Source organism: Streptomyces sp. JLBJ103, from assembly GCF_058215575.1.
The window spans coordinates 3330761-3344836 of sequence record NZ_CM177089.1 but is presented as its reverse complement, the minus strand read 5'-3'; the positions used below and the strand labels follow the sequence as shown (position 1 = coordinate 3344836).

14 protein-coding genes are annotated in these 14076 nt (G+C 69.5%); 11 read left to right on the top strand and 3 right to left on the bottom strand.

The window, feature by feature from the left end:
- Positions 1-71: 71 nt before the first annotated feature.
- The 5 genes from AC4BEG_RS14585 (at position 72) to AC4BEG_RS14565 (ending at position 5459) form a co-directional block, all read left to right on the top strand.
- The gene (locus AC4BEG_RS14585) at positions 72-908 is read left to right on the top strand and encodes a menaquinone biosynthetic enzyme MqnA/MqnD family protein (RefSeq protein ID WP_490706307.1); all 837 of its coding nucleotides are present in this window, start codon (positions 72-74) and stop codon (positions 906-908) included.
- 69 nt (positions 909-977) lie between these two features.
- A complete protein-coding gene (locus tag AC4BEG_RS14580; RefSeq protein ID WP_490706306.1) occupies positions 978-2825 on the top strand; it encodes a serine/threonine-protein kinase in 1848 nt (615 codons plus the stop codon).
- A 102-nt stretch (positions 2826-2927) separates the two neighbouring features.
- Complete coding sequence (gene mqnC / locus AC4BEG_RS14575; protein WP_490706305.1) at positions 2928-4127, top strand: cyclic dehypoxanthinyl futalosine synthase; 1200 nt, start codon at positions 2928-2930, stop codon at positions 4125-4127.
- 10 nt (positions 4128-4137) lie between these two features.
- Positions 4138-4701, top strand: coding sequence for a hypothetical protein (locus tag AC4BEG_RS14570; RefSeq protein WP_490706304.1), 564 nt, complete (start codon positions 4138-4140; stop codon positions 4699-4701).
- A gap of 65 nt (positions 4702-4766) precedes the next feature.
- Positions 4767-5459: a demethylmenaquinone methyltransferase gene (locus tag AC4BEG_RS14565; RefSeq protein ID WP_490706303.1), complete on the top strand. Its 693-nt coding sequence runs from the start codon at positions 4767-4769 to the stop codon at positions 5457-5459.
- 33 nt (positions 5460-5492) lie between these two features.
- On the opposite strand, the gene AC4BEG_RS14560 is transcribed toward AC4BEG_RS14565, so the two are convergent.
- Positions 5493-5999: a GNAT family N-acetyltransferase gene (locus AC4BEG_RS14560; RefSeq protein WP_490706302.1), complete on the bottom strand. Its 507-nt coding sequence runs from the start codon at positions 5997-5999 to the stop codon at positions 5493-5495.
- Positions 6000-6104: 105 nt separating this feature from the next.
- Here AC4BEG_RS14560 and AC4BEG_RS14555 point away from each other — a divergent pair, with 105 nt between their 5' ends.
- Positions 6105-7415: a geranylgeranyl reductase family protein gene (locus AC4BEG_RS14555; protein ID WP_490706301.1), complete on the top strand. Its 1311-nt coding sequence runs from the start codon at positions 6105-6107 to the stop codon at positions 7413-7415.
- A gap of 144 nt (positions 7416-7559) precedes the next feature.
- Here AC4BEG_RS14555 and AC4BEG_RS14550 read toward each other — a convergent pair whose 3' ends face one another.
- Positions 7560-8348, bottom strand: coding sequence for a VOC family protein (locus AC4BEG_RS14550; RefSeq protein WP_490706300.1), 789 nt, complete (start codon positions 8346-8348; stop codon positions 7560-7562).
- A 300-nt stretch (positions 8349-8648) separates the two neighbouring features.
- Between AC4BEG_RS14550 and AC4BEG_RS14545 the strand changes: the two genes are divergently transcribed.
- A complete protein-coding gene (locus tag AC4BEG_RS14545) occupies positions 8649-9071 on the top strand; it encodes a CBS domain-containing protein (RefSeq protein WP_490706299.1) in 423 nt (140 codons plus the stop codon).
- A gap of 76 nt (positions 9072-9147) precedes the next feature.
- Here the strand turns inward: AC4BEG_RS14545 and AC4BEG_RS14540 are convergent, their stop codons facing one another.
- Complete coding sequence (locus AC4BEG_RS14540) at positions 9148-9957, bottom strand: C40 family peptidase (protein ID WP_490706298.1); 810 nt, start codon at positions 9955-9957, stop codon at positions 9148-9150.
- Positions 9958-10770: 813 nt separating this feature from the next.
- On the opposite strand from AC4BEG_RS14540, the gene AC4BEG_RS14535 reads away from it, so the two are divergent.
- The 4 genes from AC4BEG_RS14535 to AC4BEG_RS14520 all read left to right on the top strand — a co-directional run bounded on the left by AC4BEG_RS14535 (position 10771) and on the right by AC4BEG_RS14520 (position 14034).
- The gene (locus tag AC4BEG_RS14535) at positions 10771-11130 is read left to right on the top strand and encodes an NADH-quinone oxidoreductase subunit A (protein WP_020869381.1); all 360 of its coding nucleotides are present in this window, start codon (positions 10771-10773) and stop codon (positions 11128-11130) included.
- Positions 11131-11161: 31 nt separating this feature from the next.
- On the top strand, positions 11162-11716 hold the full coding sequence (locus AC4BEG_RS14530; RefSeq protein WP_490706297.1) for a NuoB/complex I 20 kDa subunit family protein: 555 nt from the start codon (positions 11162-11164) through the stop codon (positions 11714-11716).
- Positions 11717-11953: 237 nt separating this feature from the next.
- The gene (locus AC4BEG_RS14525) at positions 11954-12700 is read left to right on the top strand and encodes an NADH-quinone oxidoreductase subunit C (protein WP_490706296.1); all 747 of its coding nucleotides are present in this window, start codon (positions 11954-11956) and stop codon (positions 12698-12700) included.
- Positions 12700-14034 (top strand): NADH-quinone oxidoreductase subunit D, encoded by a 1335-nt coding sequence (locus tag AC4BEG_RS14520; protein ID WP_490706295.1) that lies wholly within the window; start codon positions 12700-12702, stop codon positions 14032-14034. The genes AC4BEG_RS14525 and AC4BEG_RS14520 overlap by 1 nt, the downstream gene beginning before the upstream one ends.
- Positions 14035-14076: the final 42 nt, after the last annotated feature.

The following is a 14076-nucleotide window of genomic DNA, read 5'->3' as shown; positions in this document are numbered from 1 at the left end:
CCTCGCGGAGTACACAGGGTGACTCCGAAGGCATCACGGTCGATGGCGGCCACCCGCGCAGCCGCCCGAGAGTGGGACACATCCAGTACCTCAATTGCCTGCCGCTGTATTGGGGGCTCGCCCGGACCGGCTCGCTCCTGGACGTCGAGCTCACCAAGGCGTCGCCCGACGCACTGAACGACATGCTGGTCCGCGGCGACCTCGATATCGCTCCGATCAGCCTGGTCGAGTATCTGCGCAACGCCGACGACCTGGTGGCGCTCCCCGATATCGCGGTGGGCTGCGACGGGCCCGTGATGTCCTGCGTGATCGTCTCGCAGCTGCCGCTGGAGCAGCTGGACCGCGCGCGGGTGGCGCTCGGCTCGGCCTCCCGCACCTCGGTGCGCCTGGCCCGGCTGCTGCTGGCCGAGCAGTACAAGATCACGCCCGATTACTACACCTGCCCGCCCGACCTCAGCCTGATGATGCAGGAGGCCGACGCGGCGGTGCTCATCGGTGACGCCGCGCTGCGCGCCAACCTCCACGACGCGCCCCGGCTGGGCCTTCAGGTCCATGACCTCGGCCAGATGTGGAAGGAGTGGACCGGGCTGCCCTTCGTCTTCGCGGTCTGGGCGGTCCGCCGCGACTACCTGGAGCGGGAGCCGGTGATCGTGCGCAAGGTGCACGAGGCGTTCCTCGAGTCCCGGAACCTCTCGATGGAGGAGGTCGGCAAGGTCGCCGAGCATGCGGCGCGTTGGGAGGCCCTGGAGGCGCCGGTGCTGGAGCGTTACTTCACCACCCTCGACTTCAGCCTCGGCGAGGAGCAGCTGAAGGGCATCGCCGAGTTCGCCCGCCGCACCGGACACGACTCGGGCTATCCGGCGGACGTGCGGGTGGAACTGCTGCACACTTCGGCCTCCGGCGTCTGAACGGGCGGCTGGGCCGCCGTCCCGGCTCCCGCCTAAGCTGGACCGCGCCGTCGAGGGGGAGGTACCGCCATGGATCCGCTGGGAGCGGACGACCCGCGGACCATCGGCGCCTACCGGCTGCTCGGACGGCTTGGGTCGGGCGGTATGGGCCGGGTCTACCTGGGGCGCAGCGCCGGAGGGCGCACGGTCGCGGTCAAGGTGGTGCACGCCCACTTCGCGCTGGACGAGGAGTTCCGCGCCCGTTTCCGGCGCGAGGTCGAGGCCGCGCGCCGGGTCGGTGGCTCCTGGACCGCGCCGGTGCTGGACGCCGACCCCGAGGCACAGGTGCCCTGGGTGGCCACGGGCTATGTCGCGGGGCCCTCGCTCAGCCGGGCCATATCCGACGAGGGACCGCTGCCCGAGGCGTCGGTACGGGTGCTGGGGGCGGGTCTCGCGGAGGCGCTGGGCGCCGTGCACGCCCTCGGTCTGGTCCATCGCGACGTCAAGCCGTCCAATGTGCTGCTGGCCCTCGACGGGCCGCGGTTGATCGACTTCGGGATCGCTCGGGCCACCGACGGCACTACGTCGCTCACCTCCACCGGCGCCTCCATCGGCTCGCCCGGCTATATGTCGCCCGAGCAGATCCTCGGGGAGACCGTCGGCGGCCCGACCGATGTCTTCTCACTGGGCTCGGTACTGGCGTACGCGGCGACCGGAGAGGGCCCCTTTCCGGGCGACAGCTCCGCGGCGCTGCTGTACAAGGTGGTCCACACCGAGCCCGTGCTCAGTACGCAGCTCACCGGCGAACTGCGCGACCTGGTGGCCGCGTGCCTCGCCAAGAACCCCGCCGACCGCCCCACCACGGAGCAGATCGTCCGCCGGCTGGCGCCGGAGGGCGGTGCTTCGGGGCTCGTACGGTCCGGCTGGCTGCCGGGGACGTTGGTCGAGCGGGTGAGCAGACAGGCGGTGGAGCTGCTCGATCTGGAAGCGGAAACGGAGGATCCGGAACCGCCCGCGACCCCGGAGGAGCCGCCCGCGACCCCGGACCCGGCGACCGCGACCCCGGAACCGTCGGCCGCGCAGGAATCCGCGGTGCGGAAACCCGCGGAACCGGCCGCCGAGGAGACGTCCGCCACCGGTCCGGACGGGCCGGCCCCGACCCGGCCTCCTACCCCGTCCACCGTCGGATCGTCGGCCCTGGGCATGTTCGGGCCCCCGGACCCCTCGTACGCGGGCGGGCCCCCCGGCCATGGGCCCGCCGACCGCCCGACCCCGCCGCCGTCCTACCCCGCCCCGGTCCCGGCACCGCCGTCCCCGTCACCCCCGGCCGCGGCACCGGAACCGGGCCGCAGTATCGCGCTCAGCGCGTCCGTCGGCGGCCGGAAGCGCCCCAAGGCGCTCAGCTGCACCCTCGTCCTGTCCGTCGCGGGCGCCCTGGCCGTCGCCACGACCGCCGCGGTGGTCTTCGACGTCCTGCCCGGCAGCGACAAGAAGTCCAGTGCCGGGCGCGACAAAGCCGACACCCGGCCCGGCGGCGGATCGTCCGGCTCGCCGTCCTCCCCGACGAAGCCCGGGGACGGTCCGGGCGCGGTCCCCAAGAAGTTCCTCGGCACCTGGCGGGGCGATCTCACCTCCAACTCCGGTATCCCCGTGGGCACCATGACCATCACCTTCCGGCAGGGGCGCGTCGGCGAGCAGGTCGCGAGCGGCCGGGTGACGCTGTCGGTGCTGCGCTGCGACAGCACCTGGAAACTGGTCTCCGCCGACTCCGGCGAACTCCGTCTCGATGCCGCGCTGAAGCGGAACGCACCCCAGGAGGGATGCAGCGACGCCTCCACGGACGAGCGGTTCACCCTCGTCAAGGGCGACGCCCTGCGCTACCGCGCGAAGGACGATCAGGCGGGCGATCCGAGCGGCACCCTGCGCAGGCTTCGCTAGGTCCGTCGTCAAAGGGGGCTGGGACATGCCCCCGCAGCGGCGTACAACCGCTGGCGTACGCTGAGTCGGTCCGCCCGTAAATCCTCCGAAAGGTACGCCCCGGTGACCGCATACGCAGAGTTGCAGGGAGTCCTCGACCGCGCCGCCGACGGGGGTCGTATCACCCCGGGAGAGGCGCTCGAGTTGTACCGGTCCGCTCCGCTGCATGCGCTGGGCGCTGCCGCCGACGCCGTGCGCAGGCGCCGTTACGCGGGTACGGAGCACATCGCGACGTATCTGATCGAGCGGAACATCAATTACACCAATGTGTGTGTGACGGCGTGCAAGTTCTGTGCCTTCTATGCTCCGCCGAAGGATGCGGCCAAGGGTTGGACGCGTGATCTGGATGACATTCTGCGCCGTTGTGCGGAGACTGTTGAGCTTGGTGGTACTCAGATCATGTTCCAGGGTGGTCATCACCCGGACTATGGCGTGGAGTACTACGAGGAGCACTTCGCGGCGATCAAGAAGGAGTTCCCGCAGCTGGTGATTCACTCGCTGGGGGCGTCCGAGGTCGAGCATATGGCGCGGATCTCGGGTGTCTCGGCGGAGGAGGCGATCCGGCGGATTCATGCGGCGGGTCTGGACTCGTTCGCGGGGGCGGGGGCGGAGTTGCTGCCGGAGCGTCCGCGGAAGGCGATCGCGCCGTTGAAGGAGTCCGGTGAGCGGTGGCTGGAGATCATGGAGATTGCCCATGGTCTGGGGGTGGAGTCGACTTCCACGATGCTGATGGGCACGGGTGAGACGAATGCGGAGCGGATCGAGCACATCCGGATGATCCGGGATGTGCAGGATCGTACGGGTGGCTTCCGTGCGTTCATCCCGTACACGTATCAGCCGGAGAACAATCATCTGAAGGGGCGGACGCAGGCGACGGTCTTCGAGTATCTGCGGATGATCGCGGTTGCCCGGCTGTTCCTGGACAATGTCGCGCATATTCAGGGTTCCTGGCTGACTGTCGGCAAGGAGGCTGGGCAGTTGTCGCTGCATTACGGTGCGGATGATCTCGGTTCGGTGATGCTGGAGGAGAACGTGGTCTCCTCGGCGGGGGCGAAGCACCGTTCCAACCGGATGGAGTTGCTCCATCTCATCCGCGCGGCGGGGCGGGTGCCCGCGCAGCGTGCCACCACCTACGAGCACCTGGTGGTGCACGAGGACCCGGCGAACGACCCGGTCGACGACCATGTCGTCTCACACCTGTCCTCCACGGCCATCGAAGGCGGCACCGCCCACCCCGAACTCAACCTCATCGACGCGAAGTGACCGTGCCGCCGTGCTGACGATCCACCGCGTGCGCGCGGTGCGCCTGGTGGTGGACCACCCAACCGAGGCGAGGACGGAGCCCGGCTACGCGGTGGTCGTCGAAGGCAGCCGCTTCGGGGCCATCGGGCCGTACGAGGAACTCCTCGCCGAGTACGGCGAGCGTGCCCGGATCCGGGAGTGGGACGGGGTGCTCACACCCGGCCGGTACGAACCGGACGGTGCCACGTACCTGGAGGCCACCTACCACCCTGATCCGCGCGAGGCGGCCGAGCTCGGCAGCGAACCGCTCACCGGCGAGGCGCTCGCCGCCCTGGAGCTGACGGACGCACGCTGGGGCGCCAGCGCGCGGCGCGGGCTGCAACGGCTGTTCGCGAGGGGCACGACCGTGCTCACGGGCCCGTTTACGCGGCCCGCGGTCGTTACGGCCGTGGCCCGGTCGGGCATCCGGGAGGCGTCCGGTCCGCGGCCGCGCGCCCTGATCCCGACCGGTGTCGCCGACTTCGCGGTCTTCGCCGACAACGGTGACTGCCTCGTCACGGCTCTGGACGGGCGGCTGGTGCACCGGCGCCGCTGATCGCGGGCGCGGCGGGCGCCGACCCCTGCGGCGGGCCGCCGCCGCGGGAGGTGAACAATGGGGCTGTGACCCGAGCATCCCTGGACAAGCAGCCGCAGGAAGTCGCCGCCATGTTCGACGACGTGGCGGCCAAGTACGACCGCACCAACGACGTGCTGTCCCTCGGGCAGGCCCGGCAGTGGCGCAAGGCGGTCGCGCGGGCCGTGGACGCGGGCGTCGGAGAGCGGGTGCTCGACCTCGCCGCCGGTACCGGCACCTCCTCGCTGCCCTTCCGGGACGCGGGCGCCTATGTGGTCCCCTGCGACTTCTCGCTCGGCATGCTGAAGGAGGGCAAGAAGCGCCACCCCCGGCTGCCGCTGACCGCGGGCGACGCGACCCGGCTGCCCTTCGCGGACGGGGTCTTCGACGCCGTCACGATCTCCTTCGGGCTGCGCAACGTCCAGGACACCGAGGGCGCGCTGCGCGAGATGCTGCGGGTGACCCGGCCCGGCGGCCGGATCGTCATCTGCGAGTTCAGCCACCCCACCTGGGCGCCGTTCCGGACGGTCTACACCGAATACCTGATGCGCGCGCTGCCGCCGATCGCCACCGCGGTCAGCAGCAGCCCGGACGCGTACGTCTACCTCGCCGAGTCCATCCGCGCCTGGCCGGACCAGGCGGGTCTCGCCGCGCGGCTGAGCCGGGCGGGCTGGTCCCGCCCTGCCTGGCGCAACCTCACCGGCGGTGTGGTGGCACTGCACCGCGCGTACCGGCCGTAGCACCGCACCTCCTGGCCCGGCGCGTTCGCGGGCTCACAGGTCCAGCCGGTGGCAGATGGCAGGGGACCGGGAGACCGGGGACGTCAGATGCTCCGCGGGCCGCATGCCCAGCCGCCGGGTCACCGCTATGGAGCGTTCGTTGCGGGCGTGCACCATCGCGACCACATGGCCGACCCCGGCGGCGCGCACCCGCTCCAGGGCGGCTTCCGCGGCCACCGTGGCGTACCCCCGGCCCCAGTGCGCCCGGCCGAGCCGCCAGCCGATCTCGACCTCGCCCACCGGCCCCCAGTCCTGGGGCCACGGCTGGGCGCCGGTGAAGCCGATCACCTCGTCCGAGGTGTTCAGCAGGGTGTAGAGGCAGAAGCCGTACCGCTCGGCGTGATCGCGCTGGCGGGCGGTGAACTGCTCGTAGTGGGCGAGGTCATGGGAGGACCCGCCGTGGAACTCCATCACCTCCGGATCGTCGAAGACGCGGTGCCAGGCCGCGGCGTCATCGGGGGTGGGCACACGCAGGCGCACGGCGGGCGGGGTCACGGTCATCGAGTACGGCCCTTCGCAAGTGGGGGAGTACGACCCCCATAGACTGCTGCTGTCCAGTGCCCGGCGCGACCGGCACGCCGTAACCGAGGCTTCGGGAGACCCCGCGTGAGCGAGACCGCACCCACCCAGAGCGCGTCCTCCGTGAGCTCGGAGCGCAGCGCCGATGTGATCGTCGTCGGCGCCGGACCGGCCGGTTCCACCACCGCGTACTACCTGGCCAAGGCGGGCCTGGACGTACTGCTGCTGGAGAAGACGGCCTTTCCGCGCGAGAAGGTGTGTGGCGACGGTCTGACCCCCCGCGCCACCAAGCAGCTGGTCGCCATGGGCATCGATGTCTCCGAGGAGGCGGGCTGGCTGCGCAACCGGGGTCTGCGGATCCTCGGCGGCGGGGCGCGGCTGGAGCTGGACTGGCCCGATCTGGCCGCGTATCCGAACTACGGACTGGTCCGTAAGCGCGACGACTTCGACGAGCAGCTGGCGCGCCAGGCACAGAAGGCCGGGGCACGGCTGTACGAGCGCTGCAACGTGGGCGCGCCGATCACCGACCCGCGCACCGGCCGGATCATCGGTGTCGAGGCCCGACTGGGCGAGGAGAAGACACCGGTCACCTTCCACGCCCCCCTGGTCGTCGCCGCCGACGGCAACTCCACCCGGCTGTCGCTGGCGATGGGGCTGCACCGGCGTGAGGACCGTCCGATGGGTGTGGCGGTGCGTACGTACTTCACCTCGCCCCGCCATGACGACGACTACCTGGAGTCCTGGCTGGAGTTGTGGGACCGGCGCGGTGCGCAGGACCGGCTGCTGCCCGGCTACGGCTGGATCTTCGGCATGGGCGACGGTACGAGCAACGTCGGCCTCGGTGTGCTCAACACCTCGTCGTCCTTCAAGGAGTTGGACTGGCGGGAGATCCTCAAGGCGTGGTGCGCCTCGATGCCGGAGGACTGGGGCTACACCCCGGAGAACATGACCGGTCCCATCCGCGGTGCCGCCCTGCCGATGGCGTTCAACCGCCAGCCGCACTACACCCGTGGGCTGCTGCTGGTGGGCGACGCGGGCGGCATGGTCAACCCGTTCAACGGCGAGGGCATCGCCTATGCGATGGAATCCGGGCAGCTGGCCGCCGATGTGATCGTGCAGGCGCATGCCCGGTCCACCGCCGCGCAGCGGGAGATGGCGCTCCAGCGGTATCCGAAGGTCCTCAAGGACACCTACGGCGGCTACTACACGCTGGGCCGGGCCTTTGTGAAGCTGATCGGCAACCCGAAGGTGATGAGGCTGGCGACCGAGCGCGGGCTGACCCATCCGATGCTGATGCGGTTCACCCTGAAGCTGCTGGCGAACCTGACCGATCCGACGGGCGGGGACGCGATGGACCGCATCATCAACGGCCTCACCAAGGTGGCGCCGAGGGCCTGAGCGCCGCGGGCCCGAGCGGAGACGGCCTGAGCAGGGACGGCCTGAGCGGAGACGGCCCGAGCGGAGACGGCCTGAGCAGGGACGGCCCGAGCAGGAACGGCCGGAGCCGCACCGGGCGAGCCCGCCCGGTGCGGCTCCCGAGCCTCAACCGCCGCTGTCCGGGCTCTCGCTGGTGATGACGCCGAACGGTGCCCCGGCCACGTCCGTCAGCCAGGCCATCCGGCCGATTCCCTCGGCGGACATGGCGGGCATCAGCACCGAACCGCCCAGCTCCTGACCCTTGGCGACCACGCGGTCGCAGTCCGTCACCTCGATGTAGGGCAGCCACTGCGGAGGCGTCGAGTGCCCCTCCTGGAGCTGGGCGACCCCGCCGAAGGAGCCGTCCTTTCCGGCTCCGGCCGTGGAGAACACGGTGTACGTCCCGCCCGGGAACGACATCTCCTCGGCGTCCCAGCCGAAGACGGCGCGGTAGAAGGTGAGGGCCGCGGCGGGGTCGGGGGAGTGCAACTCGGTCCAGCACAGGCTGCCCGGTTCGGTGACCAGCTCCAGGCCCGCCGTCCTGCCGGGCTGCCAGACGGCGAACCGGGCGCCGCCGGGGTCGGTGAACTGGGCCATCCGTCCCTCGTCGAAGACATCGAACGGGGCGACCGCCACCCCGCCGCCCGCCTGCTCGACGGACTTCGCGGTGGCGTCGGCGTCGGGCGTGTGGAAGTACGGCGTCCAGGCCGCACGCGCGCCCTGCTCGGTGAGCGGGCCGAGAGCCGCGACGGTCTTGCGGTCCCGCTTGAAGAAGCCGTATCCGCCCGCTTCGGGGCCGGCCGACTCGAAACTCCAGCCCAGCAGTGCCTGGTAGAAGGCCGCGGCCGCGTCGGTGTCGGGAGCGCCGAGATCGAGCCAGTTGGGTGCGCCGGGGACATAGTCGGTGGTGAGCATGGATGCTCCTTCAACGATCGGGCGTGAAGGACGGTATGCCTCAAGGACTGTGTGTGAAGGAAGGGCTGTGTGCCTGAAGGGCTTCCCGTACTCAGTCTGGCACCGGGCACCGACCGCCGCCGCCGGGACCGGAAGGATCCCCGGGGCCCGCCGGAGCGCCGCGCGGGCCCGACATGACGTCATCACCGGGGGATGGTGACATGGAACGTAGGGGGGCGCCGCGAGCGTCAGCCGCGGTGACCGGAACGATGGGGCCCGCGGGCCGGTTCCGCCGCCGGTGGGCCGTCAGGAGGTACACCCATGACGAAGGCAGCGGACATCATGCACCCGGGCGCGCAGTGGATTCCGGCCACGGAGTCGCTGGACCGCGCCGCCCAGCTGATGCGCGAACTGAACGTCGGGGCACTGCCGGTCAGCGACAGCAATGAGCGGCTGTGCGGCATTCTCACCGACCGGGACATCGTGGTCGGCTGTGTGGCGCGCGGCGGCAACCCGTCCCGGACGACGGCCGGGGATCTCGCCAAGGGCACCCCGCGCTGGATCAGCGCGGACGCCGATGTCAGCGAGGTGCTGCGGGAAATGGAGGAACACCGGATCCGCAGACTGCCGGTGATCGACAAGAACAAGCGGCTGGTCGGCATGATCAGCGAGGCGGATCTCGCCCGGCACCTCTCCGACCAGCAGATCGGCGAGTTCGTGGAGAAGGTGTACGCCACGACGTGAACGGCGTGAGGCCGCCGCCCCCGGAAGGGAACGGCGGCCCCGTTGCCGTGTCGGCGCGGTACGTGTGCGGGTGGGATCAGAGAACGCGCACGGCACCGGTGGGCGGGTCGTAGTCCAGCGAACGCTCGACGATGCCGGTGCTCGGGTTCTGGGCGCCGATGAACTTGCCGCCGCCGATGTAGACACCGACGTGGTAGGCGCTGCCGGAGCTGCCCCAGTAGAGGATGTCGCCCGGCTGGAGGTTGTCCAGCGAGACCTGGGTGCCGACGGTGGACTGGTCCTGGGAGACCCGCGGCAGGTCGATGCCGACCTGCTTGAACGCGGCCTGGGTCAGACCGGAGCAGTCGTAGGACGACGGGCCGCTGGTGCCGAGCACATACGCCTTGCCCAGCTGCGCCTTCAGGAAGCTGATGATGGTGGCGGCGTTGCCGGTGGCGTTGGTGGCGCTCGTGGTCGAGAGGGTGCTGCGCTCCGCGGAGCGGGACGCCCGCTCAGCCTTGGCCTTGGCCTCGGCCGCACGCTTGGCGGCGGCCTTGCGCGCCGCCTCCTTGGCTTCCTTCGCCTTGCGGTCGGCCTCCGCCTTGGCCTTCTTGGCCGCGGCCTTCGCGTGGGCGGCGGCCTGGTCCTGCTGCGCCTGGAGCTGGTACTCGGACGCGGCCTGCTGCGTGGCGTCGGCGGTCTGGGCTGCCGTGTTCGCCAGCGTGGCGCTGACGGTGGGCATCTCGATCGTCGACTCGGCGGCCGACGACTCGCTGGCGGAAGCGGGCACGGCGGCACCGGCTACCGCGATGGTGAGGAAGCCACCGGTCACCCCTGCGCGGAGTGTGCCCTTGGACGCGGCACGGCGGGGCTTCCGGTGGCTGGGTATGTGTGCGACTGGGGACATAGGTCACTGGCTATCAGGGCCGAAAGGCCCAGATCAACAAACGTGACGTGCGCCACATTTGGCGTGTGCATGCCTGAAATTTGACCCATTCGATCCCCATCGCAGGGCTCGCCGCGATGTCCGAATGTCTCGATCATGTCTCTACGCATGGCATTTGGCGGCCGTGCGGAAGTCGCGGACGGCCTACCACCGATGCGGTCCGCATATCAAAGGTTCCCGTGAATTGGCGCTCCACAACCCATTGCGGCGTGGGATACCTCACTCCCCGGGGCCCGCTCGGTGAAACAACCGGGCTCACATGTGAAGCGATCGAGGCTCATATGTGAAGCGACCGCGCACCGCTCGTGAATCGAATCGCGAACCGGTGATCACGAGGGTGGGGGAGGGGGGTGAGTGAAGCCCGGGTGAGACCTGAGGGTGGTGCGCACGGCGGTCCGGAGACCGGGTCACCCAGGAGGGTGGCGGATAAGTATCAGCTGACGATGTCCATCGCAAATTTGCATGTATGTACCATGTCTTGGTAAGGGAGCAACGTCCCCACCAGTGATGACGCCTCCGAATGTCACTTCTCGTGACCGTTCGGAAGCTTCGCGTACAAGATCACCGCTCATCTGACTTCATGATCCTTCGTCAGGTGGTGGAGATCACAAAGACGTTGTCGTACCCCGTGTCGCAGATCACAGACCGACGGGCATAGGATGCAGGCGAAACGGGCTTGTGAACTGCCTCACATGAGCACGATCTTCGTGAGGTGACAGCACACGTCCGTGCGGTCCGCCAGACAGTCATCGTCGACTGAAGGGAGCGAGGACGGTGAACGCATACGCGCCCATCCTCGTACTGGGAGCCCTCGGGGCAGGTTTTGCGATCTTCTCGGTGTTCATGGCCGCGATCATCGGCCCCAAGCGCTACAACCGGGCCAAGCTCGAAGCCTATGAATGCGGCATCGAGCCGACTCCGCATCCGGCCGGCGGTGGGCGCTTCCCCATCAAGTACTACCTGACGGCGATGCTCTTCATCGTCTTCGACATCGAGATCGTCTTCCTCTACCCCTGGGCCGTCACCTTCGACGCCCTGGGGCTGTTCGGGCTCGTGGAGATGCTCCTCTTCGTGCTCACCGTCTTCGTCGCCTACGCCTACGTATGGCGCCGCGGCGGACTGGAGTGGGACTAAGGGGCTCAAGAGGAGATAGGGGAAACAGCGCATGGGTATCGAAGAGAAGCTCCCCAGCGGCTTCCTGCTCACCACCGTCGAGCAGGCCGCCGGACTGGCCCGCAAGTCCTCCGTGTTCCCGGCCACCTTCGGCCTGGCCTGCTGTGCCATCGAGATGATGACCACCGGCGCCGGCCGCTATGACCTCGCCCGCTTCGGCATGGAGGTCTTCCGGGGCTCGCCCCGGCAGGCCGACCTCATGATCGTCGCCGGTCGGGTCAGCCAGAAGATGGCCCCGGTGCTGCGCCAGGTCTACGACCAGATGCCGAACCCCAAGTGGGTCATCTCCATGGGCGTCTGTGCCTCGTCGGGAGGCATGTTCAACAACTACGCGATCGTGCAGGGCGTCGATCACATCGTTCCGGTCGACATCTATCTGCCCGGCTGTCCGCCGCGCCCCGAGATGCTCCTGGACGCGATCCTCAAACTGCACCAGAAGATCCGCGAGGAGAAGCTCGGCGTGAACCGCGAGCGCGCGGCCCAGGAGGCGGAGGAAGCGGCGCTGAAGGCACTCCCGACGATCGAGATGAAGGGGCTGCTGAGGTGAGCGACGCACGCGTGAATGCCTGCGCGCAGCGCAGCCGCTTGAGGGCGGTGGCGGGCGACGCACGCGAGGCCGCTTGGCCGCGGTCGACGACGAAGCCCGCACCTCTGCGCCTCGTGGGCGGAGAAGCGAACGGAGGGCTGCTGAGGTGAGCGACGCACGCGAGGCCGCTTGGCCGCGGTCGACGACGAAGCCCGCACCTCTGCGCCTCGTGGGCGGAGAAGCGAACGGAGGGCTGCTGTGAGCGACGACGCACACGAGGTCAACGGGGTCAATCCCGATCAGGACCTCAACGCCGAGAACCTCCCCGGCAGGCGTGGTGACCACGGCGAGGCCATCCGCGTCCAGCGCGGCATGTTCGGTGCCAACAATGGCGGCGACACCACCGGCTACGGCGGCCTGGTGCGCCCGGTGCGGCTGCCCGGTCAGGCCACCCGCCCGTACGGGGGCTGGTTCGACGAGGTCGCCGACGAGCTCGAGGGCGCCCTCGAGGAGCAGTCGCTGCTCCCGGAGAACGCGATCGAGAAGACCGTCGTGGACCGCGACGAGCTGACCTTCCACATCGCGCGTGAGCATCTGCCGCGGGTCGCCCGGACCCTGCGCGACGACCCGGCGCTCCGCTTCGAGCTGTGCACCGGGGTCAGCGGGGTCCACTTCCCCGGGGACAAGGGCCGTGAGCTGCACGCCGTGTACCACCTGCGGTCGATCACCCACAACCGGATGATCCGGCTGGAGGTGAGCGCTCCCGACGGCGATCCGCACATCCCGTCGATCGTCGATGTGTACCCGACCAACGACTGGCACGAGCGCGAGACCTACGACTTCTTCGGCCTGGTCTTCGACGGACACCCCGCGCTGACGCGGATCATGATGCCCGACGACTGGCAGGGCTTCCCGCAGCGCAAGGACTACCCCCTCGGCGGCATCCCCGTCGAGTACAAGGGCGCCCAGATCCCGGCTCCGGACCAGCGGAGGTCGTACAGCTGATGTCTGCCACCCACGCAACCCCCTCCGCCTCCGCGCGCGAGACGACCGAGGGCACCGTCTACACCGTCACCGGCGGCGACTGGGACGAGGTCGTGGCCGCCGCGGCGAAGGCCGACGACGAGCGGATCATCGTCAACATGGGTCCGCAGCACCCTTCCACCCATGGGGTGCTCCGGCTGATCCTGGAGATCGACGGCGAGACGGTCACCGAGGCCCGCTGCGGAATCGGTTATCTGCATACCGGAATTGAGAAGAACCTCGAATTCCGGAACTGGACGCAGGGCACCACCTTCGTGACCCGCATGGATTATCTGACGCCCTTCTACAACGAGGCGGCGTACTGCCTGGGCGTCGAGAAGATGCTCGGTATCGAGGACCAGATCCCGGACCGGGCGACGGTCATCCGGGTGCTGCTGATGGAGCTCAACCGGCTCTCCTCGCATCTGGTGGCCATCGCCACCGGCGGTATGGAGCTGGGCGCGACCACCGTGATGATCTACGGCTTCCGTGACCGCGAGATGATCCTCGACATCTTCGAGCTGATCACCGGGCTGCGGATGAACCACGCCTACATCCGGCCCGGTGGGCTGGCCCAGGATCTGCCGCCGGGAGCGGTCGACCAGATCCGCGCCTTCCTCGTCCAGATGCGCAAGAACCTGCCCGAGTACGACAAGCTCGCGACCGGGAACCCCATCTTCAAGGCACGGCTCCAGAACGTCGGCTATCTCGACCTGGCGGGCTGTATGGCCCTCGGCGTGACCGGCCCGATACTGCGTGCCACCGGACTGCCGCACGATCTGCGCAAGTCGAATCCGTACTGCGGGTACGAGAACTACGACTTCGAGGTGCCGACCGCCGACACCTGCGACGCGTACGGCCGCTTCCTGATCCGGCTGGAGGAGATGCGCCAGTCGCTGCGGATCGTGGAGCAGTGCCTGGAGCGCCTGGAGCCCGGCCCGGTGATGGTCGCGGACAAGAAGATCGCCTGGCCCGCGCAGCTGGCCCTCGGCCCGGACGGCCTCGGCAACTCCCTCGACCACATCAAGAACATCATGGGCACCTCGATGGAGGCCCTGATCCACCACTTCAAGCTGGTGACCGAGGGGTTCCGGGTCCCGCCCGGACAGGCGTACATCGCGGTCGAGTCGCCCAAGGGCGAACTGGGCGCGCACATGGTCAGCGACGGCGGCACCCGCCCGTATCGCGTCCACTTCCGGGATCCGTCGTTCACCAATCTGCAAGCCGTGGCGGCGATGTGCGAAGGCGGCCAGGTCGCCGACGTGATCGTCGCCGTCGCGTCCATCGACCCCGTGATGGGAGGCGTCGACAGGTGACCGACGCACGCGCGGCTTCCGGGCCGCAGACGACGACGATGG

Bases quoted from the DNA above. Each gene is read 5' to 3' on its own strand.
- AC4BEG_RS14560 (WP_490706302.1), bottom strand. From the start codon at position 5,999: ATGACCGTGACCCCGCCCGCCGTGCGCCTGCGTGTGCCCACCCCCGAT.
- AC4BEG_RS14545 (WP_490706299.1), top strand. From the start codon at position 8,649: ATGACGAAGGCAGCGGACATCATGCACCCGGGCGCGCAGTGGATTCCG.
- AC4BEG_RS14550 (WP_490706300.1), bottom strand. From the start codon at position 8,348: ATGCTCACCACCGACTATGTCCCCGGCGCACCCAACTGGCTCGATCTC.
- AC4BEG_RS14530 (WP_490706297.1), top strand. From the start codon at position 11,162: ATGGGTATCGAAGAGAAGCTCCCCAGCGGCTTCCTGCTCACCACCGTC.
- AC4BEG_RS14540 (WP_490706298.1), bottom strand. From the start codon at position 9,957: ATGTCCCCAGTCGCACACATACCCAGCCACCGGAAGCCCCGCCGTGCC.
- AC4BEG_RS14520 (WP_490706295.1), top strand. From the start codon at position 12,700: ATGTCTGCCACCCACGCAACCCCCTCCGCCTCCGCGCGCGAGACGACC.
- AC4BEG_RS14580 (WP_490706306.1), top strand. From the start codon at position 978: ATGGATCCGCTGGGAGCGGACGACCCGCGGACCATCGGCGCCTACCGG.